The following is a 24,047-nucleotide window of genomic DNA, read 5'->3' on the forward strand; positions in this document are numbered from 1 at the left end:
ACACCGGTAGCAAAAACCGTCATGTTGCCTGCCAGTGAGGGGAGTCAGGGCAGCCAATGCACGACCACGGGATTATTGCGCGGTCATTTGTCGACGCGCGGGCGCGCGATGCCGTGCTGCGCGCCTATCCGGGGCCGCTGCCTGCATCCCTGTCGGAGGCCTATCAGATCCAGAATGAGGCAATCGCCTATGCCGGTCGGCGGATCGGCGGCTGGAAACTGGGAAGAATCCGCTGGCCGGAAGCTGGCCGGTATGGAGCAGAGCGGCTCGCCGGCCCGATCTTTGGCGACGCAATCTGCATCCCATCCGGTGCCCAACCGGTTCCGATGCGAGTGTTGAGCGGCTTTGCAGCTGTCGAGGCGGAAGTCATCCTGCGCCTTTCGGCATCGCCGCCACCTGACCTTTCCCTCGAGGACGCCCCTCAATTCGTCGATGAAGTCCGGTTCGGCCTTGAGATTGCCAGCTCTCCCTTCGTAGGCATCAATCAGAACGGGCCAGCGGTGACCGTATCGGACTTCGGCAACAATTTCGGGCTGGTGGTAGGCCCGGCTATTCCCGATGCCAAAACACCGGGAGCACTTGATTGCCTTGCGGCTTTGGCGATTGACGGCGTCACGATTGGCACCGGGCTGGTTGCAGATATGCTGGATGGGCCGTTCGGATCACTTGCTTTCCTTGCGCGCCTTATGGGAGAGCGCGGGCTGCCGCTTGAGGCGGGCCAATGGATTTCGAGCGGCGCGATTACAGGTGTGCATCCCGTCAGGCATGGCCAGCATGTGCGCGCGACTTTCGGCGATGACATCGCCATCGAATGCGTCACCATGCCGGCTCTCCTGCCCGAAGGTGCGCAATGACTGTCGCGGACTTAAGCCAGCCGATCGGCGCCGTGCAGGGCTTGCGGGCTGCGGCGGGCCGCTATCGCTGGATGATCGTGGCGCTGCTGTTTCTGGCGACAACCGTCAATTACATCGACCGTACCATGCTAGGCCTGCTCAAGCCCGAGCTTTCGCGCGAACTGGGCTGGAGCGAAGATGATTACGGCAACATCGTAACCGCCTTCCAGTTTGCCTATGCCTTCGGCTTTCTGTTCATGGGTTGGCTGATCGACAAGGTCGGCCCGCGCGTCGGCTATGCGATAGCTATCGGGGTATGGACCGTGGGCCATGCCGCGCACGGATTTGCCAGTTCGGTCATCGCCTTCATGTCGGCGCGCGTGGTGCTGGGAGTTGGCGAGGCCGGCCATTTCCCCTCAGTCGTCAGAGCGAGCAGCGAATGGTTTCCGCAGAAGGAGCGGGCCTACGCGATTGGATGGGTCAATTCGGCGACAACGATCGGCGTGATCCTGACTGCACCGACCCTGTGGTTGTGCATGGAAGTGTTGGGGTGGGGCTGGCGCGAAACCTTCATCTACACCGGCCTTTTCGGCGTGGCTCTGGCTGTCATCTGGTGGTGGGTCTATACCGCACCAAGACAAAGCAGCCGGGTTAGTCAGGCCGAACTTGCATGGATCGAACATGATCCGCCCGAAGGTATCCAGCAGATTGGCTGGGGTGCGCTCATCAGCAAGCGCGAGGCCTGGGCCTTCGCGGTCGGAAAGTTCCTGACCGACCCGGTCTGGTTCCTGATGCTGTTCTGGCTGCCAAGCTACTTCAGCTCGACCTACAATGTCGATCTCAAGATCGTGCTGCTGCCGATGATCGCGATGTACCTGCTGTCAGATGTCGGCAGCATCGCTGGAGGATGGCTGTCCTCGCGACTGATCCAACGTGGCCATTCGGTCAATTTTTCCCGCAAGATCACGATGATTTGCGCCGGTGCCTGCGTCATTCCGCTGCTTTTCGTATCTGGGCTTCAGAACATGTGGCTCGCGGTTTTTCTGATTGGCCTGGCATTGGCCGGGCATCAGGCCTTCTCGACAAATCTGCTGGCACTGCCGCCTGACATGTTTCCCAAGCGTGCGGTCGGCTCGGTCATCGGGCTTGGCGGCTTCATGGGCGGGATCGGCGGGATGATCATGGCCAAGTCAACCGGTCTGGTGCTCGATGCCACCGGGGGCGATTACTCCATCATCTTCGCGATTTGCACCACGGTCTACTTCATCGCCGTCATGGCAATCCACATTCTGTCACCTCAACTATCTCGCGCCACGGTTTAACAAGAGCATAAGTCCGAATTCAGGAATTCGAAGAAGCATTATACGCGGTGATGACACCGGTATCAAAAAACAGGGAGAGTGAAATGCGCAACACAATCGGTTTGATGACCTCGGTCGCCTGTCTGGCTGTCTTGCTGGCTGCACCGGCACACGCTCAGCAGGTGGAGGAATCTGGCTCCGGGGAGCAACCCGCCGTTGCCGACGATCAGGAAGAAGGCAGAGACATCATCGTTTCGGGCATCCGGGATTCGCTGCGCAAGGCAGCTCAGGTCAAGCGCGATGCCGATCAGGTCATTGATGTCATTACCGCTGAGGATGTCGGCAAGCTCCCTGACGACAACGTGGCCGAAGCATTGCAACGTGTGACGGGTGTGCAGATCACCCGTGTGTTCGGCGAAGGGCAGGCGGTCAATATCCGCGGCCTGCAACAGGTGCGCGTCGAAGTCGATGGGCGCACGTTGCTTGGCTTTTCGGGCCGGGTTTCGCCGCCGGAAAACGACAATCTCGGGCGTTCATCCGGTCTTGATTCCGTGCCGTCATCGCTGTTCGGTCGGCTCGAAGTCGCCAAGTCCTCGATCGCCAGCCAAGTTGAAGGTGGTCTTGGCGGGACAGTAAACCTCAAGACCCCGAAACCGTTCGACTTCAAGAAGCCGACCATCCGGCTTAGCGCGCGCGGCACCTATTCGGACGAATCCGAGCAGTTCGAACCGGCCTTCCAGGGCCTGTGGACAACCACCTTTGGCGCGGACGACCAGTTCGGAATCCTGCTTTCGGGTGAATATCAGAAGCGCACCTCGCGCCTGCAATTGTTCGAACGCAACAATTTCCTGAACCGCCGCAATGGCGATGCAACCGCGACCAACCGCCTCGCGCCATTGCAATTGCAATATGAAAACGTGCTGATCGATCGCACCCGCATCGGCGTGAGCGGGGCGTTCCAGTGGAAAGCGACCGACAATCTGACGCTGACCGCCGATGCGCTCTACTCGCGCGTTGCGAATGAGCGCTTCAATCAGGCGGTGACCTTCATTCTGCCGACCAACAACAACCTCAATTTCCGCAATCCTGTGTTCCAGGAATTTGACGGTTTGCAGTACATCGTCGCGGCCGAGGCCACCGGGCGTGTCCGCGTGCAGAACCAGCGGCGCACCGACCCGACCGATAACCTGCTAGTCGGTTTCAACGCGGCCTATGGCAGCGATGACGGTATCACCATCGATGTCGATGCCTATTATTCGCGCGGCACTTTGCGGCAGGAAATCGAAGTCACTGTGCTCGATACGCCCAACAACATCATAGGCACCTTCGATTTTCGCAATGGCACCGTGCCTAGCCTAAGCCTTGCGCGCCCGGCCGGCACGCCGTTCAGCCTCACCGACCCCAGCGTCTACAATTTTCCCACCACGGGCAACCTGACACTGCGCGCCAACCAGCTTCCCGGAAATCTTGAAGAATATGCCGCCCGGGTCGATTTCGGTTTCGAGGTGAGTGACGGTTTCAAGATCACGGCCGGGGCGCGTTATGTCGATCTGCGGGCCGACCAGACCTCGTTCCGGAGCCGCGGCCTTGCAACCCGTGATGAACTGACGCCGTTTCTCGTGCCGGGTGACCCCAATTTCCTCGACGGCATTCCGGGCAATTTCCCGCGTGAATTTGCGACATTCTTCCCCGATCGCGATTTCCTGCTTGACCGCGTGCTCTCGAGCGAACCGGGCGATGGTCCGATGGGCTTTGCGCGTAACGCCCCGCGCGATTTCGATCTGAGGGAGCAGACCTACACCGGCTATATCATGGGTAATGCCGAATTTGATCTGCTCGGCATGCCGGCCAAGTTCAATGCCGGGGTGCGGGTGAGCCTCACCGATTTCGAGGCCAACACCTTGACGATGCTTCCGGGCAATATGCTGGTGCCGACGCGCGACACCAACAGCTTCACCAATGTGCTGCCCAGCGCAAACCTGGTCGTGAACGTGACCGACGACTTTCTGGTTCGTATCGCGGCTTCGCAGACGATGCAGCGTGCAGGCTTGGCTGATCTTGCGCCCAGCACCTTTATCAACCCCACCAACCTCACCTCGGGCGGGGGCAATGCCCAGCTGACCCCGCCGATTTCGACCAACTTCGACATCTCTTTCGAATACTACACCGGCGGGTCGAACCTGATCTCGGCGGCGGTGTTCTACAAGGATGTCGAGGATGCTATCTCGGTTGGCACGATTCAGGAAGATATCATCTTCGAGGGCGCGCCGCTTACGGTGCAGACTTCGCGCCCGTTCAACATCGCCAGCGCCAAGGTGAAGGGCTTCGAGGCCGGGATCACGCAATTCCTCGACTTCCTGCCCTCTCCGCTGGACGGGCTGGGGGTGATTGCCAACTACACCTTTGCCGACAGCGAAGACAGCAACGGCTTCCCGCTCGTGGCGACATCACGTCACAGCTACAACCTCGTCGCGCTCTACGAGAAGGGCCCGGTTTCGGCCCGCGTCGCCTATAACTGGCGTGATGATGCTGTGTTCGAATTCACGCAGGGGCGGCCCGACGTGATTGCGGCCAACGCGCAGCTCGACGCCCAGATCGGTATTGACCTGACAAAGAACGTGACGCTGCAATTGCTCGGACAGAACCTTCTGCCGCGCGAATCAGCGACGGTCGAGATCAGCAACTTCAACCCGATCGCGCTCAACAGCTACGCTCTGTCCGAAAGGCGCCTGTCGATCGGGGTTCGCGCGAAGTTCTAGCACTGCAGGAACCAGCGGGCCGATGGGATGATACCTGCCGGCCCGCCAACCTTGGGCTGGCGCACTGGCTCCAAAGACAGCAACATCCCCCACCTCGCTCCAGAAGAAAAGACCTCCCATGAAAATCGCTCTGATTATCGAGAACAGCCAGGCAGCCAAAAACGCCGCCATTCACCAGGCACTCGCTTCCGTGGCCGAGCCGATGGGGCATCAGGTGTTCAACTACGGAATGTACACGCCTGAGGATAAGGCATCCCTGACCTACCCCATGAATGGCTTGCTTGCAGGCATTCTGCTCAACTCGGGCGCGACGGATTTCGTGGTCACGGGTTGCGGCACGGGAATGGGTTCGATGCTGGCCTGCAACGCCATGCCAGGGGTGTTTTGTGGCCTGTTGATCGACCCGACCGATGCCTTCCTGTTCAACCAGATCAATGCCGGTAACTGCATCTCCATGCCCTATGCCAAGGGCTTTGGCTGGGCGGCTGAGCTCAACCTTGCCGACTGCTATCGCAAGCTGTTCGAGAACGAGCCCGGGCTGGGTTACCCCCGCGAACGCGCCACCTTCATGGCGGCCAATCGCGGCGTATTGGCTAACCTCAAGGATGTGACGTGCCACGATATGCTCACGGTGCTGCACAAGGTCGATCAGGATCTGCTGCGCGCCGCGATTGCGGGGGAGAGGTTCGCCGAGATCTTCTATCCCAACTGTCAGGACGATGCGATCGCCGCCTATCTGAAGGCGCTGTAAGTGATGGCGATTTCCTTTGATCTGACGGGCAAGCGCGCGCTGGTGACCGGGGCCAATACCGGTATCGGGCAGGCGATTGCGGTTGCCCTGGCCGATGCGGGCGCGGATGTGGGGTTGGCCGGGAGAAGCGAACCTGCGCAAACGCTGGCGCTGATCGCGAAGACCGGACGCAAGGCGGTTGATCTGCGCGCTGACTTGTCGACCATCGCCCCGGTGCAAGGTTTGGTCGATGATGCCGTCGCGGCGCTGGGCGGGTTGGATATTCTGGTGAATAATGCCGGGATCATCCGCCGCAACGATCTGGCTGATTTCACCGAAGAAGATTGGGACGCGGTGGTCGACACCAACCTGAAGACCCTGTTCTTCCTCAGTCAGGCCGCCGCCCGCGTGATGATGGCGCAAGGCGCGGGCAAGATCATCAACATCGCCTCGCTGCTAAGCTTTCAGGGCGGCATTCGGGTGCCGAGCTACGCTGCGGCCAAATCGGGTGTGGCCGGGGTGACAAAGGCGCTGGCGAACGAACTCGCGCCTGCGGGCGTGCAGGTCAACGCCATCGCGCCGGGCTATATCGCCACCAACAATACCGCCGCGCTGCAAGCGGATGAGGTGCGCAACCGCCAGATCATGGAACGTATCCCGACCGGGCGCTGGGGCAAGCCGGAAGATATCGCCGGGGCGGCAGTATTCCTCGCCTCGGGCGCGGCCGATTACGTTACCGGCCACGTGCTGGCGGTCGACGGCGGCTGGCTGGCGCGGTAGCTTCAGCCCGTGACTGTCACCTGCTTTGGCGAAGTGCTGCTGCGCCTCTCGCCATCTGCCCGGCGCTTGCTTGTGCAGGCGGATGGGGTTGATCTGGCGATCGGCGGGGCAGAGGCCAATGTCGCCTCGGCGCTGGCATCGCTGGGGCACCCTGTGCGCTTCGCGGGCGTGGTGAGCGACAATCCGCTGGGTGACCGCGCGCTGGCGGCTTTGCGCGGCTGCGGGATCGACACTGGCCATGTTGCGCGCGCGCCGGGGCGGATGGGACTCTACTTCCTCGAAGCAGGCTCCGGCCCGCGCCCCTCGGCGATCACCTATGACCGGGCAGGCAGCGCCTTTGCCGAGGCCGCTCCCGAGAGCATCGACTTTGGAGGCGCGCTGGCGGGGGCACGGCTCTTCCATTGCGGCGGGATCACCCCGGCGCTTGGCCCCAAGGGTGTGGCTTTGGCGCGTGCGGCACAGGCGGCGGCGCGATCATTGGGTGTGCCGATCTGCTTTGATGGCAATTACCGCGCGCGATTGTGGGCAGCATGGGACAACGACCCCGCGGCGATCCTACGCGAACTGGTCGATGACGCGGCGATCCTCATCGGCAACCACCGCGATATCTCGCTGCTGCTAGGAAGCGACTTTTCCGGCGATGGCGAGGGCCGGCGGCGCGAGGCGGCTGAGGCAGCGTTCGCCGCTTTTCCTAACCTCCAGCTGATCGCTTCGACCGCGCGGCACCTTGTCACCAGCAACCATCACCGGATCAGCGCGCGGGTCGATGCCCGCACGGCCGACTACCAGACCGAGGAGATCGACGTTACCGGCATTGTCGACCGGATCGGCACCGGCGATGCCTTTGCTGCGGGCGTGCTCGATGGCTGGCTGAACGGAGGCGATCTTGCGACGATGGCCCAGCTTGGGCTGGCACTCGCGGCGCTGAAGCACACCATCCCCGGCGACATGTGCCCGGTCACCCGCGCGATGCTCGATGGGTTCGGCGCAGGCGCTAGCGATGTCAGACGATAAGGCCACGAGCTGCGAAGCCTGAGTCCCGCAGGCTGCTAACGCTCTGCTCGGCGCGTTCCTTGGATTGCTCGGCGGTGGCTGTCCGGGGAGCTAATCAGGCGTTGAATGCCGGTTGCTGGCAGCTTTTGTCAGAACCGGACGTTCGCCCTATCGTTCGTGAACGACCTGATCTGGGTCGGGAGCCGTCACGGCGCCGATCGAGCCACTAAGGGCGGCTTTGCCCTGATTCTGAAAAATTCCTGCCATGCAGCAATCGACCCCGTTCCTGCCGTAACTCCGGCTTGCCGGTAGGCGCTAGGCAAGCGGCGTCATGCGCTGGATCTGTGCAAGCAGCAGTTAACCGATTTTTTGCGGTATGGCGGTTATTGCATCTCTGAAAATTCAGGGGAAACCGCCGTGCAAGAGCCGATCTCAAGTACCACGAACAGCTTCTCAGAAGACACGCGCCTTTATGATCGTTCGGTCGAGTCGACCAATTTCCTGCTCGACTTCTGGTGGCTCTGGCTGATTGCGGTAGTGGCCGCCGTCGCTGTGGCATCGCTGTTGCGCATCCGGCGCAATTTGGTCGCGCTTGAAGCGCGCTGTGCCTCGGCCTTCGGCGATGTCGATGCTCTGCTGGCCGAACGTCATGCGCTCATCCCCAATCTCGTCGCGGTGACCAAGGAACATATTGGGCATGAGATCAAAGTGCTCGACCGGCTGCTGGAAGCGCAACAGAACGCGCTCGAAACGTTCGGGCGCAATCGCATGAACGCTGAAACCGAGGTCGGCAATGCCATCAACCAGCTTATCAATGTCGCCGGATCGATGCCGCAGCTGGCGAGTTCGAACCAGTTTCCGGAACTGCGGATCGAGCTGACCCGGATCGAGGAGCGGGTCACGGCATCGCGCCGTTACTACAATTCGACCGTCGCCGAATATGACGCGGCGCGCGGCGGATTTGTCTCGTCCAGGCTTGCCGCGTTGTCCGGAATGCCGCAGCACGCCCGCTTCGATCTTGGTGAACAGCGGGCCGAGATCGCCGCCCCGCAACGCGTCGCCTTCGGCTGAGGCGGGCCATGGCTGCGCGCGGCTTTGCCGCTCACGTTGCCCACAACTGGCAGCGCGGACTGATGTTTGTCGGGCTATACGCCCTCACCTTTGTCCCGATCTCGCTGCTCGTTCTGGGCCTTGTACCGCTGGTTCTGGGCAATGCGATGGGATCGGCCCTGATCGACCCGCTCGGCTTTGCGGCGACCTACCTGCCGCTGGCAATCGTGCTCACGCTGACCATCCTCGCCACCCGTTATTTCGGTTTCCGGCGCGAAGTGGCCGAGGCGCTGTCCATCCGCGAAGTCACAGCTGGGCAGGAACCGCGGCTTGTCCGGATCGGCGAAGAACAGGCGATCATGCAAGGCCTCGCCCGCCCGCAATTCGGCGTGATCGAAACAACCGCCCGAAATGCCCTTTCGGTGGGCGCGACCCCGTCCCAACGGATGATCGCGGTCACACGCGGGCTGATGGATGCCCTCGACGACGACGAGATAGCCGCGGTGATCGCGCACGAACTGGCGCATTTCCGCGCTGGCGATGCGGCCTTCCTGTCGCTCAATTACGCGCTATTCCAGACTGCGGCGTGGCTGCAGACCTACAATCCGCTCAAGATCGACAAGCAGGTGCATCACAAGGTGCAATGGCATCTGGTGGTGATGATTGCCTTGCCGATCTTCCTTGTGGCGCTCGGTCTGGGCGGCATCATGACATCGCTCGCGTGGCGGCTGACCCGGATGGCCGACGCCAGCGTTCGCGCGACCCGCGATTTCGTTGCCGATGCCGAGGCGCTGCGCATCACCCATTTTCCCGAGGCGCTGCAATCGGCGATCACCAAGTGCGAGGGTTTGGGTTACTTCAAGGGTGCAGAACGTTTCGAGGCGCTGCTGTTTTCGGGAAATCCGGCCGCACAGGGCGGCACGCACCCTACCGCGCGCGAGCGCATCGATGCGATGGCGGGTGTTGCAGCCGAGCTGTTCATGCCCGGCCGCACACGTCGGGACACGCGCACCGCGATGGCGCGGGCCTCGACCGCACCTCTGGCAGCTCAAGGCGGTTTCGGGCGTCGCGGGCTGCAACCGGGCATTGCCAGTGCCTCTGCGGCAGCAACCGTTCCCATTGGCGCTGGTGTCGTGACGAACGGCTTCACGCTTGCTGATCGACGCCCGCAGGACGTGCCGCGCGAGCCGGGGCTGTGGCTGCTTGTTGCGCAGGTGTTCGATCGCAAAGGCGCCCGGGCATGGGAGCGCGAGATGTATGAACAGTTGCGTTGGCGCGCCGATGACAACCGCAACTTCCTTGGCGCCACACCGGAGATGACGATGTGGTTCGTCGGTGCCCTGGCGATATCGGCTGCCTTATATGGCTCGATAAGCACCTCGCCTGCGGATTTCCTGCAGCGGATTTCGGGGCGCGCCTATTTCGAGATGTCAGACCGTGCTGTGTCAGGCGAGGCCTCCTGCGCCGGTAAGGTCAAGGGGTGCCGCCCCGATGGGACAATCGACATGACTTTTTCAAACTGACCAGCTGACGGCCTATCAAGGGCACCCGCACGGTTCATCGCAGCGGCAAAGCTGCCATTCAACTTCCCACCCATTCCCGGCCATGAGCCGGGCCGCGGCTCGATCCAGAAAGCTGTATGGCGGCTTCGCCCCGCTTCCGAAAACTGCTGCCATTCGGCTAGCGACCCGGAGTGGACGTCTGAGCTGCGGGCTTGATGTGGGGGCTTAGCCAGCTCAGAACCAGCGATTGCCCGAGCGCCAGTGCCAGCGGATAGCGCTCCAGAGCCAGCTGTTGAAAAAATCAAAGATGCTGTCGCCGGGATCGAAATTCGTGCCTTGATAGGAAATCACCGTGCCCGTGAGACCATCGCTATACCCGGATGGCCGAGAAGAAAGAACAGGAATCAAACATGTTTTTACCTTTAAGCGCGCCGAAGGATCGGGAGCATGTTCTTAGATAGCACGCCTGATGCAAGCTGAGAGGGTTCGCGCACACGCTCAATGCTGATGGTCTCTGTTCCGCTTTTGGCTCGCGCAAGATCATAGGTAGACTGCATCCGCAGAATAGTGGCCGCAGAAATACCGAACGCCTTCTCGAAGCGGATAGCCATCTCCGGCGTCAGCGCAGCCCTGCCATTGAGCAGACGGCTTAAGGCTGGCCGGGTTACCTTGAGATGGTCTGCCGTGCTCGACACGTTCATGTTGTAAGGCTTCACGATCTCTTCGAGCAGCCAAGGGCCCGGGTGGATCGCGAAGCTGTCATGGAGCTTGATCGCCATCAGTGATAGTCCTTCAGGTCGAGATCAGCGACGGTCAGTTCGTCGATCAGTGTGAATGTCAGCCGCCAGCTTCGGGTTACCGTCATTGTAAAATATCTCTCTCTGTCTCCGGTGAGGGGATGAAATCCGAAATTCGGTGGCACGGCCAATTCGTCCACACTCCCCGCCGACACAATGAACGCCAGCATGCGGCGAAGCCGGTCTGCCTCCATCAGCCCTGCTGGCTTCCCGGTTTCGGCAAACCTGCGAAGCGCCTTATGGCGAATGGTTCCGATTTCCATTGAGGTGTAATCCCATACTCAAAAGAAGTGTAACCCTTGGCGTTACGCTTGCAGGTGCGGATGTTGTAGCGCCTGATCCTGCGCCGTTCGCCACTGCCGAAGATGGCGGCGATCGGGCTCCCGAAAGCCGCAAGATATGCGCCATGGACGGGGCCGAAATCCGCGACATTCACATAGGACGGTGTGGTAGAACCGAGGTGAAAGCTATTCATCCCGTGGGCGAGCGCATTGCATTCGGTGATGTCGGCAAAGGCCTGATCGAAGCTGGTGTCTTCGCGGTGGAAGAAGAAATATTTTTCGAAATCCGCTTCGATCTCGGGATCGCGGTTTAGAGCGGTTTTCGACCGTTTTGAATCGACGAGGGATTCCGCTTTGTCGTGAATTCTGATTCACGATCTGTGCTGGTGAAGGAGGCCAGCATGGATGGGTCAGCCTCTCTCTTTGGATTTGCGTGTCCGTCTGCTGGCAGCGGTTGATGGTGGGATGAGTTGCCGAGCTGCGGCAGCCCGTTTTGGCGTTGCACCTTCGACGGCGATCCGTTGGCACGCCCTGCGGCGTGATGCGGGTGACTTTGCTGCCAAGCCCCAGGGTGGCGATATGCGGTCGCATCGGGTTGAGGAGCGGGCGTCGGACATCCTGGCCGTTTGGGAAGCGCAAAAGGACATCACGCTTGCAGAGCTGCGGTCGGCGCTGGCTGAAATAGGCCTGGCCGTCTCCGTCGCCGGGCTTCACCGCTTCTTTGCGCGCCGGGGCATGACGCGCAAAAAAAGACTGGCCATGCTATCGAGCAGGACCGGCCCGACATCCTGAGGCAGCGCCAGCGCTGGTTCGAGGGCCAGCTCGATCTCGATCCCGAGCGCCTCGTGTTCATCGACGAGACGTGGACCGCTACCAACATGACCCGCAGCCACGGCCGCTGCCCGAAGGGCGAGCGGCTGCGCATGGGCTTCCCGCACGGGCACCGCAAAACCACGACGCTGGTCGCCGGTCTGCGCATGACCGGCATGGTTGCGCCGATGGTGCTCGACGGCCCGATCAACGGTGACTGGTTCGAAGCCTATGTTGCGCAGGTCCTGGTGCCCGAGCTGCGTCCCGGCGACGTGGTCATCATGGACAACCTGTCGAGCCACAAACGGGCCGCGGTGAAGGAGAGGATCGAAGCGGTCGGCGCAACCCTGCGCTTCCTTCCGCCCTACAGCCCGGACTTCAACCCGATCGAGAAGGCCTTCTCCCGGCTCAAGGCCATGCTGCGGAAGGCGGGAGAGCGCACCGTTCGCGGCCTCTGGGACCTGATCGGAAGGCTTGTCGACATCTTCCAGCCCGACGAGTGCGCCAATTACTTCAGCTCTTGCGGATATGATCCAGACTGATCGAAAAACGCTCTAGCCCCGCTCATGGCTGATGACGGGCTGAATTGCGAAGAGCGGTTTCTGGAACTGATGATTGCAAGTCGCAGGATGAGGGCGAGGCAGTGAACGGCCTACCGGCCCTTCAATAGCCTGTCCAGCATCGCCGTGCAGCGTCCCGGTGCGGTGAAAACGTGTCTAAAAATGAGACTATAGAATTGAAATTTAGTCGATTTATCTGAGGTTCAGAAACGCCATCCTAATCGGCGTGGCAGCCGTAACATGGTTCAAGAGTGTCGAAACTTTCAGGGAAGCAGGTCGCTGCCGGATAGAATGACGCGTCATGAGCAGATATCACATACAGCATGGCGCACTGAGCTTGCGCCCGGGTTCCCGCAAGAACTCGACCAACTCGCGGGCAAAAATTCCTCGGGAGACACGTTTCTACGCGCTGCCTGGTATCGAGCTACCGCGGGTGCGCAAGCATGCACATCTCTGCTTCGCCATAATGGTGTAGCCGTGGCTGCCATCCCAACCTGTCAGGTCGGGCCTGCACTGGCTGGCGCGCGCAAGGTTCCCGGGAGCTACTGGCCCCACCGTGGCGTCGCGCTTTCGGCGGGTCTGGACCCGCGGCAGCTGGTGCCGCTGTTCAAGGGGCGCGGAGCCCGTGCTTTGGGCAGCGCCTGGCGACTTGGGCCTGTGCGTGGCGATGATCCGTCTGCTGCGCTGTTGGGCCAGGCTGCCAAGTTAGCCGGCTGGACCGTACTTGTGCGTCCTGCGGGATCGGTTTGGGTGATTGATCTCGCAGCCGCCGCGCAGGCGGGGTGGCCGCGCGCCTCAACGGCCAAGCGCCTGCGTCGCTATAGCCGAAATCTTGCAGCTTTGGGGAAGGTTTCCTGGCGTCATGTACGCGGGGCGGACTGGAATGAGCGAGTGCTGGAGCAGCTCGGTCAAATCGAGGCAGAAAGCTGGATCGCCCGTGAAACCGACGGCGGTGATGCCAAGTTTCTTCACCCGCAGCAGCGTCGCCAGTGGTTGCAGGCGCTGGCCGATCCCATTCTTGCCGAGATGCTGTGCGCCACAATTCTCATTCTCGATGATCGTCCGATTGCCTTCTGCTTCGATCTCGACAATGGGCCGCGGCGATATGGCATTGCTGGCAGCTATGTCGAAAGCTACTCGGACTATCACGTCGGCACGATGGTGAACTATCGCGTAATGGCCGACGCCATTGCAGCCGGACAAGCCTTTTTGGACTTGGGCGCAGGCGATAGCGGCTATAAGCGCGAAATGGGCGCGGCGAATGCCTATGAGCTACATGACCTGCTGTTTGTGCGAAACCCACTGATTGCCAAGGCTTTTAGCAGGGTTTGGGGAACGGAGCTTTCCGAACAGGGGCCTCGCGCACGGTCGGGAAGCGCTCATCATGCGAACCGCGCTTCGGTGTGGAGCCCACTTGTGAGGGTGGCGGGCGCCTTTGGGATCTCCGCAGCCCTCACAAACACGGTGATCGCCGTCCTCAATGGATGATGGGCACGAATGCCGACAACCCATCAGCCGAACGGAATCCTGGAAACACATGAAAACAAGGACAAGTTCCGATCCAGAGTATCGGGCCCTGTCAAAGAAAGTAGCTGAGGTTGCCGATCCGCTTTGGAGAGCAGCCCCATATGGTAAATGACGGGGGCAGGGCAGGCGGGCGCGTTAGAGCAGATCAAAAGATTATCTCAGAGGCATGTGCACCTGGGGACCCGCGATACATGTGATTTTGGTTGAGTTAAAACTCATTACCAAGTGTCCCCCGTCAGCACCAATGGCACAGATTTGAGGTTGTGATTTAAGGAGGGTTGGGGCTTCGTCGTAGTGACGAAGGAACGAAGATGAAGACCCAACCCTCCTTGAAAAAATCCCCTCCCACAAAGGCCCCTGCTGAGAAGGTCGTGAAGGACATCCGGCGTGCAACCCGTCGCCATTTCTCGGCCGAAGACAAGATCCGCATCGTGCTCGACGGGCTACGTGGCGAGGACAGCATTGCCGAGCTGTGCCGCAAGGAAGGCATCGCTCAGAGCCTGTATTACACCTGGTCGAAGGAGTTCATGGAAGCGGGCAAGCGCCGCCTGGCCGGTGACACTGCCCGTGCCGCGACCACTGGCGAAGTGCAGGATCTGCGACGCGAAGCCCGCGCTTTGAAGGAATGCGTCGCCGATCTGACGCTCGAGAACCGGCTGCTGAAAAAAAGCATGATTGCGGATGGGGAGGGCGACGAATGAGGTATCCCGCATCCGAGAAGCTCGAGATCATCAGGATCGTCGAGCAATCGCATCTGCCTGCCAAGCGCACGCTGGACCAGCTCGGCATCGCCCGCCGGACGTTCTACCGCTGGTATGACCGCTACCTTGAGGGCGGGCCGGAGGCGCTGGAAGACCGGCCATCGGCGCCGGGCCGGGTGTGGAACCGCATTGCACCCGAGGTGCAGGACCAGATCGTCGAGATGGCGCTGGAACAGTCCGAGCTGTCACCGCGCGAGCTGGCGGTGCGGTTTACCGACGAGAAGCGCTACTTTGTGTCGGAATCCACGGTTTACCGTCTGCTGAAGGCCCACGACCTGATCACCAGCCCGGCCTATGTGGTGATCAAGGCCGCCGATCAGTTCCACACCAAGACCACCCGGCCGAACGAGATGTGGCAGACCGATTTTACCTACTTCAAGATCATAGGGTGGGGCTGGATGTATCTCTCCACCGTGCTCGACGACTTCTCGCGCTACATCATCGCCTGGAAGCTTTGCACCAACATGCGGGCCGAAGACGTGACCGAGACGCTGGACCTCGCCCTGGCAGCTTCCGGCTGCGACAGCGCCACGGTGCTGCACAAACCCAGGCTGCTCAGCGACAATGGTCCCAGCTACATCGCGGGTGAACTGGCGGAATACATCGAGGCCAACGAGATGAGCCACGTGCGCGGAGCACCGTGCCACCCTCAGACCCAGGGCAAGATCGAGCGCTGGCACCAGACCCTGAAAAACCGCATCCTCTTGGAAAACTACTTCTTGCCCGGCGACCTCGAGGCCCAGATCGAGGCCTTCGTCGAGCACTACAACCACCAGCGTTACCACGAAAGCCTGGCCAACGTGACGCCCGCCGACGCCTACTTCGGTAGGGCTCCGGCGATCATCAAACAGCGTGAAAGGATCAAGCGACAGACCATCGAACATCGGCGCTTGCAGCACCGCAAGCTCGCCGCCTAACATCAACCCCCAGACGAGGCCCGCTCTCCGCTAATCTACGCCGCGAGTTGCGCCAAATGTTCTGACGACGGACAGGCTGGTCGAAGTATTCGGGGGGCGTGAGGGGATCCGCCGCATTGCTGAGCGCACGGTCGAGCTCAGCGAGGCCGATCCGCGCATCGCGGCGATCTTTGCCAGCCATGACATGGCGCGCCTTAAGCGCACGCTCGGCGAACAGTTCTGCTATTTGCTCGGCGCGGAATGCGATTACAGCGGGCGGGACATGCGCAGTTCCCACGCCGAAATGGGCGTGACCAAAGCCGATATGAACGCACTGGTCGAGAACCTGCAGGCCGCGATGCGCGAGGCCAACGTTCCCTTCGCCGCGCAGAACCGTCTGCTCGCGAAGCTCGCGCCGATGTCGCGCGAGGTGGTGACACGCTAAGGCCGATTTTGCCCGCTCCGGGTCGCTTCCCGACCGGCAGGATTTCTTTGGCCGGTGCAAGCCGGCCCTACCGCTCTCGTAATCGCGCATCAGCCCTGCATATGGCCGCAGTTGGGTGGATCGCGGATATCAAGCCGCCCCGCTTAAATGACGTTGAAGACTACCAAACAGCCTAGAAAGACAGCTACAAGCGCTGCGGCCAATCCGATGTTTTTCTTATCCACGCCGCATCCCCCCAGCATGTCATTACTACGTCCGAGGGCACCACTTTAGACCACGTTCGCATGACCGCAATGGGTCGTTTGGAGAATTTCAGCTTTCGGCGGCCAGACCGCTGAATGTGCCGGGCAGCTTTCAGGATCGCGCTGCGACCCGGCTCATGGCCGGTGGTGGGTGGGGAGTGGACTGGCGGCTTTCCAGCGTCACGAAAGCGGACGCGAAGCTCATTTGCTCCCACTAGGACGCAAGCGTCTCGAGATAGGCAAATCGATCCTTCAGCCGGGCCGTACGAGCCCTTTCCTGCAGGCGTCTGATCGTCGGTATTCCTACACCGTCAGGAATAGCTCTGAGCGTTCGCATGACAGCATCGGCGAGCTTGTCCTGGCCAAAGCCCTTTGGAGCGTAAGCGTAGTCATTGCGCTCGGGATCTAGCTCTGCCCCGAACACCTTGAGCGCGACTTTCTCCAGTCCCGGTCCCGCCCGTCCCGCCGACAGTCTGGCGAGCGAATGGATACAAGCACGCCAGGCTTCGAACTCATACTCGGTGAATGCAGGTTCCGTATCCTCGATGTAGGGGCCGCCCAGCAATTCGTAGTCGAACCCGTCCAGCCTTTCGAGCAGCGCCGAAGGAATTCCCCCCTGCGTGGCTTGATCGATGTTCCATTCAAAAATGCTTTGGTTTTCGTCCTTGATGTACCGCATCCTGGTTCGATCACAGACCAGTTGCTCGAATGTCGCGAGGTCGGAATGCCTTTTGCAGAGGTCGATGCGGGCGATAAGCTTGCTTAGCGCCGCGAGCGTTGCGTCCTCGCAAGCCAGGAGCGTCTTGGCATCCGGCTCACCGCGTATTCCAAAGAGTGACGGGCAGTCACCCTCACCGGCGGGACCTGGGGCACGTCCTTCTGGACGATCCGCATTCGGGCTTCTGACGTCGGCCGCAACCGCGTCAGCGAGGGCATCCCGGTTGGACTCGATTAGCGAGCACAACGCGCGCAAGTCGTCGAACCACCCGTCGATGCGGGCGCCAGAGGACTGTGCCAGCGCTATCCTCTTGGCATAGCCGACCACGTCCAGATCATAGGCTTGTCCTCGCATGATTTGCCAGTCGCCATAGTTCTTCTCCATGGTGCCTGAAACACCCAGGCTCGGACGCGTTTCCAGCTCATGAAGCAGCTCACGACGTTTATCCGCGATCCAATCTTCCCACATTTCCGGCAGGTCATGGGTTTTGAACAACCGTGGAAAGGCCCGGCGAAGCACACGTGCTGCGACGCTTCGCCGTTTGCCCCGAAGAGCATCGATCAGGACATCCTTGGTGGATTGATCGGTTTCATAATCCGTCAACTTCACCAGGCGTTCGAGGTCTGCGCGGCCCACAGGCAGAGCCTGTGCAAGAGCATTGGCAAGACGATATTCAAACGTCGCGCGGTTTGAAGCGTAACGGCTGCAATACTGTGCCATGTACTGCAGGATGGTGACGGCCTGTTCTGCCGTAAGTTCCATGGGCATGCGCAGCGGCGCGATCAGATCGTCAAGCCGGAGCTGAAAATCACGCATTTGGACGGATTCGACAGCGTACAGCCATGGATCGCCGTTGTCCGATGCCAATATAACCCGGCATGCATCGGCAACAAGTTCTCCACGTTCACCGGGCGATGCCGCGGCGACCCGGCTCTGAAATTCGGATCGCGCTGATTGCGGCAAGCTCAGCATGCGCGGAACGGCTTGGGCGGCGATTTGCCGGTAACTGGCACCAAGTCGAGAGTGGAGGCGGCGCGTGCGTTTCTCGATCAGATCGAGCATCTGTTGGCGCATCCGATAGAAATGCAATTGCATCAGGTCGTTGCCTAAGTGCGTCCACAGCCGCGCATGGCGCGCAATGAGCTCGGGCAGTTCGGATGAAGTCATCACGACATTTTCGAAGAAGCCTTCAAGAAACGTCTCCAGCGTATCCCGAAGCTCGGAGGGAACGTCGTTTGGGAAGGAATTGAAAAAGACGGTTTCAAATGTCCGCATGTCATCCCGATGCAGTGCCTCCGGAATCTCGTTCAGTAGCGCACAACAATTTCGTGCATCGATCCGTGCATGGGGAAGAGCAATCGCAAAATGGTGAAAATATGCGTCGAGCCCATGCATACTGCTGCCTGACTGCCAGTCGCTCCAACCGAGCGTATTATTTGGCATGACATAGGCGTTGATACACAAGGCAAGGCCGATGCTCTCACCGTCCTCGTGTTCGAATTGCGCGATCAAAGGAACGTGCGCAGCAATGGCAGCAGGATTGGACCCTGCCACTTCTTCAAGCGCGCGAACGCTCCCCTCCCATCGCAACGCGGCCGCAATGAAAGCGTCATAGGGCGCATGGCCCGTTTCATACGCGTCAGAAGAAAACCCACGCTCCACGAGATGCTTGAAAGCTATCGTTTGTCTGTCGTTCATGGGTAGCGCCCGTTACCAAAATCAGCGGCGCCACATAGCATGCAAGCATTAAGGCATTGCGTATGTTGCACTTTGATGGCCCGTTTCCCGCAAAAGCTACGTCCGCTTTTCGCCACTCGGGGGCACCCTTGAACGACCGCTATGGGGTCGGTTGCTGAAGGGCGGCAATTTCTCAGAACCGGGACAAAGCCGCCATGCCGCTGTTGGGATCGAGCCGGGTCACTGCTAATGACCGGGATTGGGTGGATAGGCGAAGGCTGCGTTCATGCATCTCGGAGCACCCTTGCAAAGGGCAGTTCGTGGGACCGACAGGAGCTCCATCACTGCCGCCGCAGGTCGTCTGAGCTTGAGGACCCTGGCATGCGTATTCTTCAATTCAGATAGGCCAGCGTGACACGTACCTTTCCCGGAGCACCGGCCAGTGGGCCGACAGTAACTTGAAATCCAGTGTCCTTGTTGGTGCGCCCTTCCATTCCAAGGATCTGGCTGGAGCCTTGCTGCTGTTCGACATGAACGATCAGATCGTGCTCCGCCCCGCGCTCACGGTAGAACGCGAGCACCTCGTCAATCGTCGCTGCGGCGGTGAAGATGACAATCCCGTCATTGGGATCAACACCCATCTTCTTTGTACTTGTCACCTCGGCTTGCGGGTAAAGCGGAGCAAATGGCGGCAAATTGCCGGAGGATGGGCCGAGCACGGCCTCGGCAGCGGTCCCGCTGGTCTCCGCATCAACGGCACTAGCATCGCAAGCAGTTACAGCCGAGGCGAAAGCGATAAGGCCGAGTAAGGATAGTGGCTTCATGGTCATGCGTCCTGCTTGGTGAATCTCTCGTGACGACGATGCTGGGCAATGGGATCAACGTGGCTCACCAACATAGCCAACGCTGATGTGCACCTTGGACGGATCGGTCATGGTCGGCATCACGTTGACCTGCAAGGTTACGGCGGGCCCGCTGGCCGGACGCCGCATCATTGCCAGCAACCGGCTTTCGCCCTGATCGATTTCCTGTTGCACCGTGAGACCTGCAGCCTCGCCCTTGGCCCGGTAAAAGGCAACCACTTCGGCCGATTTGGCGCTGGCGGTGTAGGTCACCACGCCCTGTTCCGGCTTGCTTGCGTTGAGTTGCTTGCCATCGACTGTGGCCCCGGGGAAGGGCGGTGCGAACTCGGGCAGGTTGGCGGGTAGGGACGTGCCCGAAGGTGCGCTCTGCCCTGAAGAAGCGTTCGCGCTGCCGGCGCCGTCTCCCGCAGCCTCGGCCCCGCCGCAAGCAGCGAGCAATAGCGCGAAGGCGGGCACGATTTGTCTTGTTGAATTGGACATGGCAGTTCTCCTTGCTAACTGGTTCAACGACGAATTCGCCTTATCAAGCCGTCGGCTACCGGGCGCTCGGACAACGTGACTTCCCTGTCTGCGGCCGCGTTCGCCCAGCTGTTGCCGTTGGGATTGAGCACGCGTTCCCGCGGCGCACGGTCGCGCAGTTTGCGGACCGCTTCGTAGTAGGCCTCGTTGTTGTGAAAACCGAACTGCACCGCATTGCCGCGCACATCCATGTCATCGTGCTGCACGAGCACCCCGTCGTCCTTTCCGATCACAAGCAGGCGTCCGGCGTGGCGGTACAGTCCGCCGATGTAAGGCACCGCCGGGACGGGATCGTGATTGACGACGATCCTCAAGTTATCGGGAACCGCGCGCTCGAGCGCATTGGCGAATGCAACATTGCCGACCCGTGGCGCGCCAGAGGTGATGAGGGTGATGCTGGCAAAGTCAGCCTTGCGATTGGTGGCCAAATCATAGGCCATCAACTGCGCGATCGCACCGCCAAGGCTATGGCCAGTCAGGAACAGGTGCACCCCCTTCTGACCGTTCAGGCCTGCCAGTACCTGTGTGCGCAGCGTCAGATAGCTGCGCTGGAAGCCTGCATGCACCTGAGCCTGGCCACGCAGCGCCGTGGGGATGAAGGACGGCTGGACTTGCTCAATGTCGCCATCCAGCATTATCGCTGCGGTGACAGTATCGCGAAAACTGTCCCCTTTGGTCCCTCGGAAGGCAACAACGATCGCATTGCCCTTCTTGGCCACGGCGGCGCGGAGGAGTGAGTCGCGCCGACCCCCGTCAGTGATGATGCCCTGCCCGAGCAGTTGCCAGCCCAGATCACGGTAGGCGTCTGCTGCGGCCGTCTCGCCGCTGATCCGGGCGGTGCCCCGCTGCGACACGGCGCGTACATGGCGCTGCATTTCAAATGCCGTGGCAAGCTTTGCCGGGGTCAGATCGGGGCGGAATTCGAGGCCATGACTGTTGTCAACCTTATTGGCGGGATTGCCAGAAGCACCGGACTGGGTTTGTGCGGGTCGGCTGAAGCCGGTGATCCACTGACGATACTTGGCCGGGGCTGCGTTGATGAAGCTGGAGCGATTGCCGGGGAGACGAAAATTGACGATTGGCGGGGGCGTCGGAGCCGTGCGCAAGCCTGTCCACCGGCGGTCGTCGGCTCCGGAATTATGGACCGGTAAAGCCGCAGCTTCCCACTGCCAGGCACCGGCGAACCGCCGTCGGTCGGAGTGCATCTGCAATTCGGCATAGCCCACACCGCCGTCAGGGTTGCGAAAGATCGCCCGGACCCGCCCCGTCGACTGGTCGACCAGACCTTCGATGGTACCATCGCGATAATCGCCGAAGATATGATCGCCGTCCTGGATCAGCCGCAGCTGGCCGTAGGTCGTATCCCATGCCCCCTGCCAGTCCTGCGCGCGGGCCGGTGCCGCGCCAAGGGCAAAGAGCAGCGTGAGGCCGATCAGGAAGAACGAACGGAAGCGAGACATGGTGTCAATCCTTGGAATGTTTTCCAGTCAGAGAGGGCACTGGGCGCTTCGGAAAACGTCGCAAAATCGAGCTCTTTGACGGTTGCTCTCATAATATCGGGTCGCAAGCTGAATGCATGGTCAGAACGAATTGGCCTGTAGAATTGCCGGCGAATATGTCTTTTGCAGTATTAATTTGTAAATATCATAGTGCCTTTGATATCGATCCATTCGCTTTTACTGGCTTGTGACCATGTGTAGGTATGCCCGAATCCTTGCGCGACGAATGCAGATTTGATGTAGTTGGATGATGATCCGTTTTCGAACGTTATCCGATAAGGCGTCCTTGGAGGCAATTGATCGAGATATATCTTCATGCTCTTAAAGCCGTAATCATTATCTCTGGATCGAATAGAATTGCGTTCCGTCAAGTTTGATTGCCACTGAACGGATATTTTTGAGTCATTGTCATTCAAGCAATTTTCATCGAGTATAAATTTTCGACGAGTTTTGTTTCGATCAATGGCGGTAGTGCTAGCAGCGACACTGGCAATTCTCTCCGCCCGATCACGAGGGAGATCAAGCACGCGGTTTGGTGCGTTGCCGAAAACTGCGAGCGCGCGGGTCCCCTGAGCGGTTTCGCAATAGGCGTAGAGACCGAGCGTCCCGTACAAAAACGCGGCGCGCGTGGGGACAGCGGAGCCTTCAAACAAGTTTCCAGAGAACATCCACCCTGTCAGATCGACTTCAAGGAATCGTGGTCGAAAACTGGCCGGGTAGTCTTTCAACGCCGGAAACCGCTCGGCGAGTGGCTTTGCGGCAGTCTGCGCTGCTGCCGTGCTCGACGCGGCGGCGGTGTTGGCGCCGATCCATTGGCGATATTTAGGCGGAGCGCTCGCGATGAAGGCGGCGCGGGTGCGGCCGCTGGCGACGCGGGTGCGCGCCGGGGCGGTGCTCGAGGTGCGGCGTCCAGCCCAGCGGCGGTCAGGCGCGCTGTCTTCATAGGTCGGCAGCGCTTCGTTTTCCCAGCGAAAGGCCCCCGCAAACATCACGTTGTCGGGCTGGATCAGCAGTTCGGCATAGCCGGTCGACCCATTGGGATTGACGAACCGCGCCCGCAGCCGACGGGTGCGCGGATCGATGATCCCCTCGATCGTGCCCTCGCCATAGTCGCCATAAACATAATCGCCGGCCTGGATCAGGCGGAACTCGCCGAACCGGGTGTTCCAGGTGCCGCTCCACTGCTGAGCGGAAACCGGCGCGGCGCTGACGGCGGCGGCGATAATGATCGCGGCCGGTGCGAACACATGAAGCGCGCTCATGGCAGGAACCTCACCCTTCCCGACAAAGTGATGCGCCGCATGACCCCGTCGTATTGGTATAGAAATACTCGCGTTTCACGCGGAGAATCGCGATAGGTTGTCAGAGTAGTGCTCTCGGTAGTGCTGTTCTGAACAAAAGCATTCGAATTTGAGTTCGGCATCTGGTCCAGATAAAACTTGAAGGCGCGATAACTGAACTTGTGATCGCGCGCCGGGATCAACTCTGCTTCGTTAAGATTGGTCTGCACCTGAATGGCAAAGCGGGCGCCGGGGGTGTTCATGCATTGCTGGTCTAGCGCAAAGCGTCGGATGCCTTGGTTGGCATCAACAACTGGCCCGTTACTCTGGCCTCCAACTCGTGCGGGGCTGGATCGAGGTCTGTCGAAGACCCGATTTTTTGCGCCTGCCATCGGCGGAAGGGGACGGCTGCTGCTAGCCGTTTCGCAGTAGGCATAGATGCCATAAGTGCCGTAGATCTCGGCAGCCGTGCCCTGTCCCTCTGTAAACATGTTCGGCACGTTGATCATGAAGTCTATCTGACGCAGATCGATCTCGACACTGCGCGGCACGAAATCGGCGGGGTAATCCCTGAGCTTCGGAAACTTGCGTACCAGCGGGTTCACGGCGGCGGATGCGCTTGGCGTTGGTGTCGGAGTTGGCGCCGGGGTGGGCGTTACCCTCACGGTGCCGGTCGCGGTGTTGGATGAGCCTTGCTGGTTCGATGTCCGCTGGCTGCCGGTCACCGTTGTCACGCTTGAGAAGCCATTGATCCACCCGCGATACTTGGCGCTTGCCCCGCTAACGAAGGCAGAGCGGTTGGCAGGCAGACGGAAATTGCGGATCGGAGGCGCTGCGGCGGCCGTGCGGTTCCCGGTCCATTTGCGCGCCGCCACACCTGCATCGAACCGCGGCAGCGCTTCGTTCTCCCAGCTGTAGGCCCCGGCGAAGGTGCCGTTGGCGCTCAGCTTCAACTCGGCATAGCCGCTGCGACCATCGGCGTTGCGGAACACTGCGCGCAGCCGACCCGTCGAACGATCAATGATGCCTTCGATGGTGCCGTCACCATAATCACCATAAACATGGTCATCATCCTCGATCAGCCGGACCTGACCGAACGTGGTGCTCCAGGCCCCCTGCCACTGCTGGGCCGCAACGGGCGCGGCGCTGACGGCAAAGGCCACGCAGACGATGCTTGCAGCTGACTGGAAATTGCTAGGCATGGGATTTCCTCTTGTGATGCTG

21 protein-coding genes are annotated in these 24,047 nt (G+C 60.5%); 13 read left to right on the forward strand and 8 right to left on the reverse strand.

Annotated features, from left to right (window positions below):
• The first annotated feature begins 56 nt into the window (after positions 1-56).
• The 8 genes from CHX26_RS09425 (at position 57) to CHX26_RS09460 (ending at position 9,969) form a co-directional block, all read left to right on the forward strand.
• Positions 57-854 (forward strand): 2-keto-4-pentenoate hydratase, encoded by a 798-nt coding sequence (locus CHX26_RS09425; RefSeq protein WP_104942145.1) that lies wholly within the window; start codon positions 57-59, stop codon positions 852-854.
• The gene (locus CHX26_RS09430; RefSeq protein WP_104942146.1) at positions 851-2,155 is read left to right on the forward strand and encodes an MFS transporter; all 1,305 of its coding nucleotides are present in this window, start codon (positions 851-853) and stop codon (positions 2,153-2,155) included. The genes CHX26_RS09425 and CHX26_RS09430 overlap by 4 nt, the downstream gene beginning before the upstream one ends.
• An 83-nt stretch (positions 2,156-2,238) precedes the next feature.
• Positions 2,239-4,893 (forward strand): TonB-dependent receptor, encoded by a 2,655-nt coding sequence (locus CHX26_RS09435; protein ID WP_172449771.1) that lies wholly within the window; start codon positions 2,239-2,241, stop codon positions 4,891-4,893.
• Between the two features lie 118 nt (positions 4,894-5,011).
• Entirely contained in the window at positions 5,012-5,644 is a 633-nt protein-coding gene (locus tag CHX26_RS09440; protein WP_104942148.1) for an RpiB/LacA/LacB family sugar-phosphate isomerase, read from the forward strand.
• A gap of 3 nt (positions 5,645-5,647) precedes the next feature.
• Positions 5,648-6,403: a 2-dehydro-3-deoxy-D-gluconate 5-dehydrogenase KduD gene (gene kduD, locus CHX26_RS09445; RefSeq protein ID WP_104942149.1), complete on the forward strand. Its 756-nt coding sequence runs from the start codon at positions 5,648-5,650 to the stop codon at positions 6,401-6,403.
• Positions 6,404-6,412: 9 nt separating this feature from the next.
• Positions 6,413-7,417, forward strand: coding sequence for a sugar kinase (locus CHX26_RS09450; RefSeq protein ID WP_104942150.1), 1,005 nt, complete (start codon positions 6,413-6,415; stop codon positions 7,415-7,417).
• A gap of 396 nt (positions 7,418-7,813) precedes the next feature.
• Positions 7,814-8,467, forward strand: coding sequence for a LemA family protein (locus CHX26_RS09455; RefSeq protein WP_172449772.1), 654 nt, complete (start codon positions 7,814-7,816; stop codon positions 8,465-8,467).
• Between the two features lie 8 nt (positions 8,468-8,475).
• Positions 8,476-9,969, forward strand: coding sequence for a M48 family metalloprotease (locus tag CHX26_RS09460; RefSeq protein WP_104942152.1), 1,494 nt, complete (start codon positions 8,476-8,478; stop codon positions 9,967-9,969).
• 401 nt (positions 9,970-10,370) lie between these two features.
• On the opposite strand, the gene CHX26_RS09465 is transcribed toward CHX26_RS09460, so the two are convergent.
• A complete protein-coding gene (locus CHX26_RS09465; protein ID WP_104942153.1) occupies positions 10,371-10,727 on the reverse strand; it encodes a HigA family addiction module antitoxin in 357 nt (118 codons plus the stop codon).
• Positions 10,727-11,008: a type II toxin-antitoxin system RelE/ParE family toxin gene (locus tag CHX26_RS09470; protein WP_104942154.1), complete on the reverse strand. Its 282-nt coding sequence runs from the start codon at positions 11,006-11,008 to the stop codon at positions 10,727-10,729. Before CHX26_RS09470 ends, CHX26_RS09465 begins: the two co-directional genes overlap by 1 nt.
• 143 nt (positions 11,009-11,151) lie before the next feature.
• Between CHX26_RS09470 and CHX26_RS15690 the strand changes: the two genes are divergently transcribed.
• The 5 genes from CHX26_RS15690 (at position 11,152) to CHX26_RS09490 (ending at position 16,025) form a co-directional block, all read left to right on the forward strand.
• Positions 11,152-11,340, forward strand: a complete 189-nt coding sequence (locus CHX26_RS15690; RefSeq protein ID WP_146107704.1) for a hypothetical protein — start codon at positions 11,152-11,154, stop codon at positions 11,338-11,340.
• A gap of 91 nt (positions 11,341-11,431) precedes the next feature.
• A protein-coding gene (locus CHX26_RS09475) for an IS630 family transposase (protein WP_104942075.1) occupies positions 11,432-12,378 on the forward strand; the annotation gives its coding sequence in 2 pieces (ribosomal slippage) (positions 11,432-11,768 and positions 11,768-12,378; 948 coding nt in all).
• A 768-nt stretch (positions 12,379-13,146) separates the two neighbouring features.
• Positions 13,147-13,884, forward strand: a complete 738-nt coding sequence (locus CHX26_RS15895; protein ID WP_172449773.1) for a GNAT family N-acetyltransferase — start codon at positions 13,147-13,149, stop codon at positions 13,882-13,884.
• Positions 13,885-14,234: 350 nt separating this feature from the next.
• Positions 14,235-15,601, forward strand: a protein-coding gene (locus CHX26_RS09485) for an IS3 family transposase (protein ID WP_104941652.1) whose coding sequence is annotated in 2 segments (ribosomal slippage) — positions 14,235-14,586 and positions 14,586-15,601 — 1,368 coding nt in all. Because the reading frame shifts where the segments join, the coding sequence is not laid out codon by codon here.
• A gap of 76 nt (positions 15,602-15,677) precedes the next feature.
• A complete protein-coding gene (locus CHX26_RS09490) occupies positions 15,678-16,025 on the forward strand; it encodes a group I truncated hemoglobin (RefSeq protein ID WP_257790854.1) in 348 nt (115 codons plus the stop codon).
• A 456-nt stretch (positions 16,026-16,481) separates the two neighbouring features.
• Here CHX26_RS09490 and CHX26_RS09495 read toward each other — a convergent pair whose 3' ends face one another.
• The 6 genes from CHX26_RS09495 to CHX26_RS09520 form a co-directional block, all read right to left on the reverse strand.
• A complete protein-coding gene (locus tag CHX26_RS09495) occupies positions 16,482-18,683 on the reverse strand; it encodes a hypothetical protein (RefSeq protein ID WP_104942157.1) in 2,202 nt (733 codons plus the stop codon).
• Between the two features lie 371 nt (positions 18,684-19,054).
• Complete coding sequence (locus CHX26_RS15700) at positions 19,055-19,492, reverse strand: hypothetical protein (protein WP_146107706.1); 438 nt, start codon at positions 19,490-19,492, stop codon at positions 19,055-19,057.
• A gap of 48 nt (positions 19,493-19,540) precedes the next feature.
• Positions 19,541-20,005 (reverse strand): hypothetical protein, encoded by a 465-nt coding sequence (locus CHX26_RS09505; protein ID WP_146107707.1) that lies wholly within the window; start codon positions 20,003-20,005, stop codon positions 19,541-19,543.
• A 23-nt stretch (positions 20,006-20,028) separates the two neighbouring features.
• Positions 20,029-21,504, reverse strand: a complete 1,476-nt coding sequence (locus CHX26_RS09510) for a lipase family protein (RefSeq protein ID WP_104942160.1) — start codon at positions 21,502-21,504, stop codon at positions 20,029-20,031.
• 170 nt (positions 21,505-21,674) lie between these two features.
• Positions 21,675-22,805 (reverse strand): hypothetical protein, encoded by a 1,131-nt coding sequence (locus tag CHX26_RS09515; protein ID WP_104942161.1) that lies wholly within the window; start codon positions 22,803-22,805, stop codon positions 21,675-21,677.
• Entirely contained in the window at positions 22,802-24,025 is a 1,224-nt protein-coding gene (locus tag CHX26_RS09520) for a hypothetical protein (RefSeq protein WP_146107708.1), read from the reverse strand. Before CHX26_RS09520 ends, CHX26_RS09515 begins: the two co-directional genes overlap by 4 nt.
• Between the last annotated feature and the right edge of the window lie 22 nt (positions 24,026-24,047).

Origin of the sequence: Porphyrobacter sp. HT-58-2, assembly GCF_002952215.1 — a bacterium.
Taxonomy (GTDB): domain Bacteria; phylum Pseudomonadota; class Alphaproteobacteria; order Sphingomonadales; family Sphingomonadaceae; genus Erythrobacter.

What these genes read in the sequence shown, in the direction of transcription:
- CHX26_RS09425 (WP_104942145.1), top strand. Translation starts at nt 57, where the DNA reads ATGCACGACCACGGGATTATTGCGCGGTCATTTGTCGACGCGCGGGCG.
- CHX26_RS09430 (WP_104942146.1), top strand. Translation starts at nt 851, where the DNA reads ATGACTGTCGCGGACTTAAGCCAGCCGATCGGCGCCGTGCAGGGCTTG.
- CHX26_RS09435 (WP_172449771.1), top strand. Translation starts at nt 2,239, where the DNA reads ATGCGCAACACAATCGGTTTGATGACCTCGGTCGCCTGTCTGGCTGTC.
- CHX26_RS09440 (WP_104942148.1), top strand. Translation starts at nt 5,012, where the DNA reads ATGAAAATCGCTCTGATTATCGAGAACAGCCAGGCAGCCAAAAACGCC.
- kduD (WP_104942149.1), top strand. Translation starts at nt 5,648, where the DNA reads ATGGCGATTTCCTTTGATCTGACGGGCAAGCGCGCGCTGGTGACCGGG.
- CHX26_RS09460 (WP_104942152.1), top strand. Translation starts at nt 8,476, where the DNA reads ATGGCTGCGCGCGGCTTTGCCGCTCACGTTGCCCACAACTGGCAGCGC.
- CHX26_RS09465 (WP_104942153.1), bottom strand. Translation starts at nt 10,727, where the DNA reads ATGGCGATCAAGCTCCATGACAGCTTCGCGATCCACCCGGGCCCTTGG.
- CHX26_RS09470 (WP_104942154.1), bottom strand. Translation starts at nt 11,008, where the DNA reads ATGGAAATCGGAACCATTCGCCATAAGGCGCTTCGCAGGTTTGCCGAA.
- CHX26_RS15690 (WP_146107704.1), top strand. Translation starts at nt 11,152, where the DNA reads ATGGACGGGGCCGAAATCCGCGACATTCACATAGGACGGTGTGGTAGA.
- CHX26_RS09495 (WP_104942157.1), bottom strand. Translation starts at nt 18,683, where the DNA reads ATGAACGACAGACAAACGATAGCTTTCAAGCATCTCGTGGAGCGTGGG.
- CHX26_RS15700 (WP_146107706.1), bottom strand. Translation starts at nt 19,492, where the DNA reads ATGACCATGAAGCCACTATCCTTACTCGGCCTTATCGCTTTCGCCTCG.
- CHX26_RS09505 (WP_146107707.1), bottom strand. Translation starts at nt 20,005, where the DNA reads ATGTCCAATTCAACAAGACAAATCGTGCCCGCCTTCGCGCTATTGCTC.
- CHX26_RS09510 (WP_104942160.1), bottom strand. Translation starts at nt 21,504, where the DNA reads ATGTCTCGCTTCCGTTCGTTCTTCCTGATCGGCCTCACGCTGCTCTTT.
- CHX26_RS09515 (WP_104942161.1), bottom strand. Translation starts at nt 22,805, where the DNA reads ATGAGCGCGCTTCATGTGTTCGCACCGGCCGCGATCATTATCGCCGCC.
- CHX26_RS09520 (WP_146107708.1), bottom strand. Translation starts at nt 24,025, where the DNA reads ATGCCTAGCAATTTCCAGTCAGCTGCAAGCATCGTCTGCGTGGCCTTT.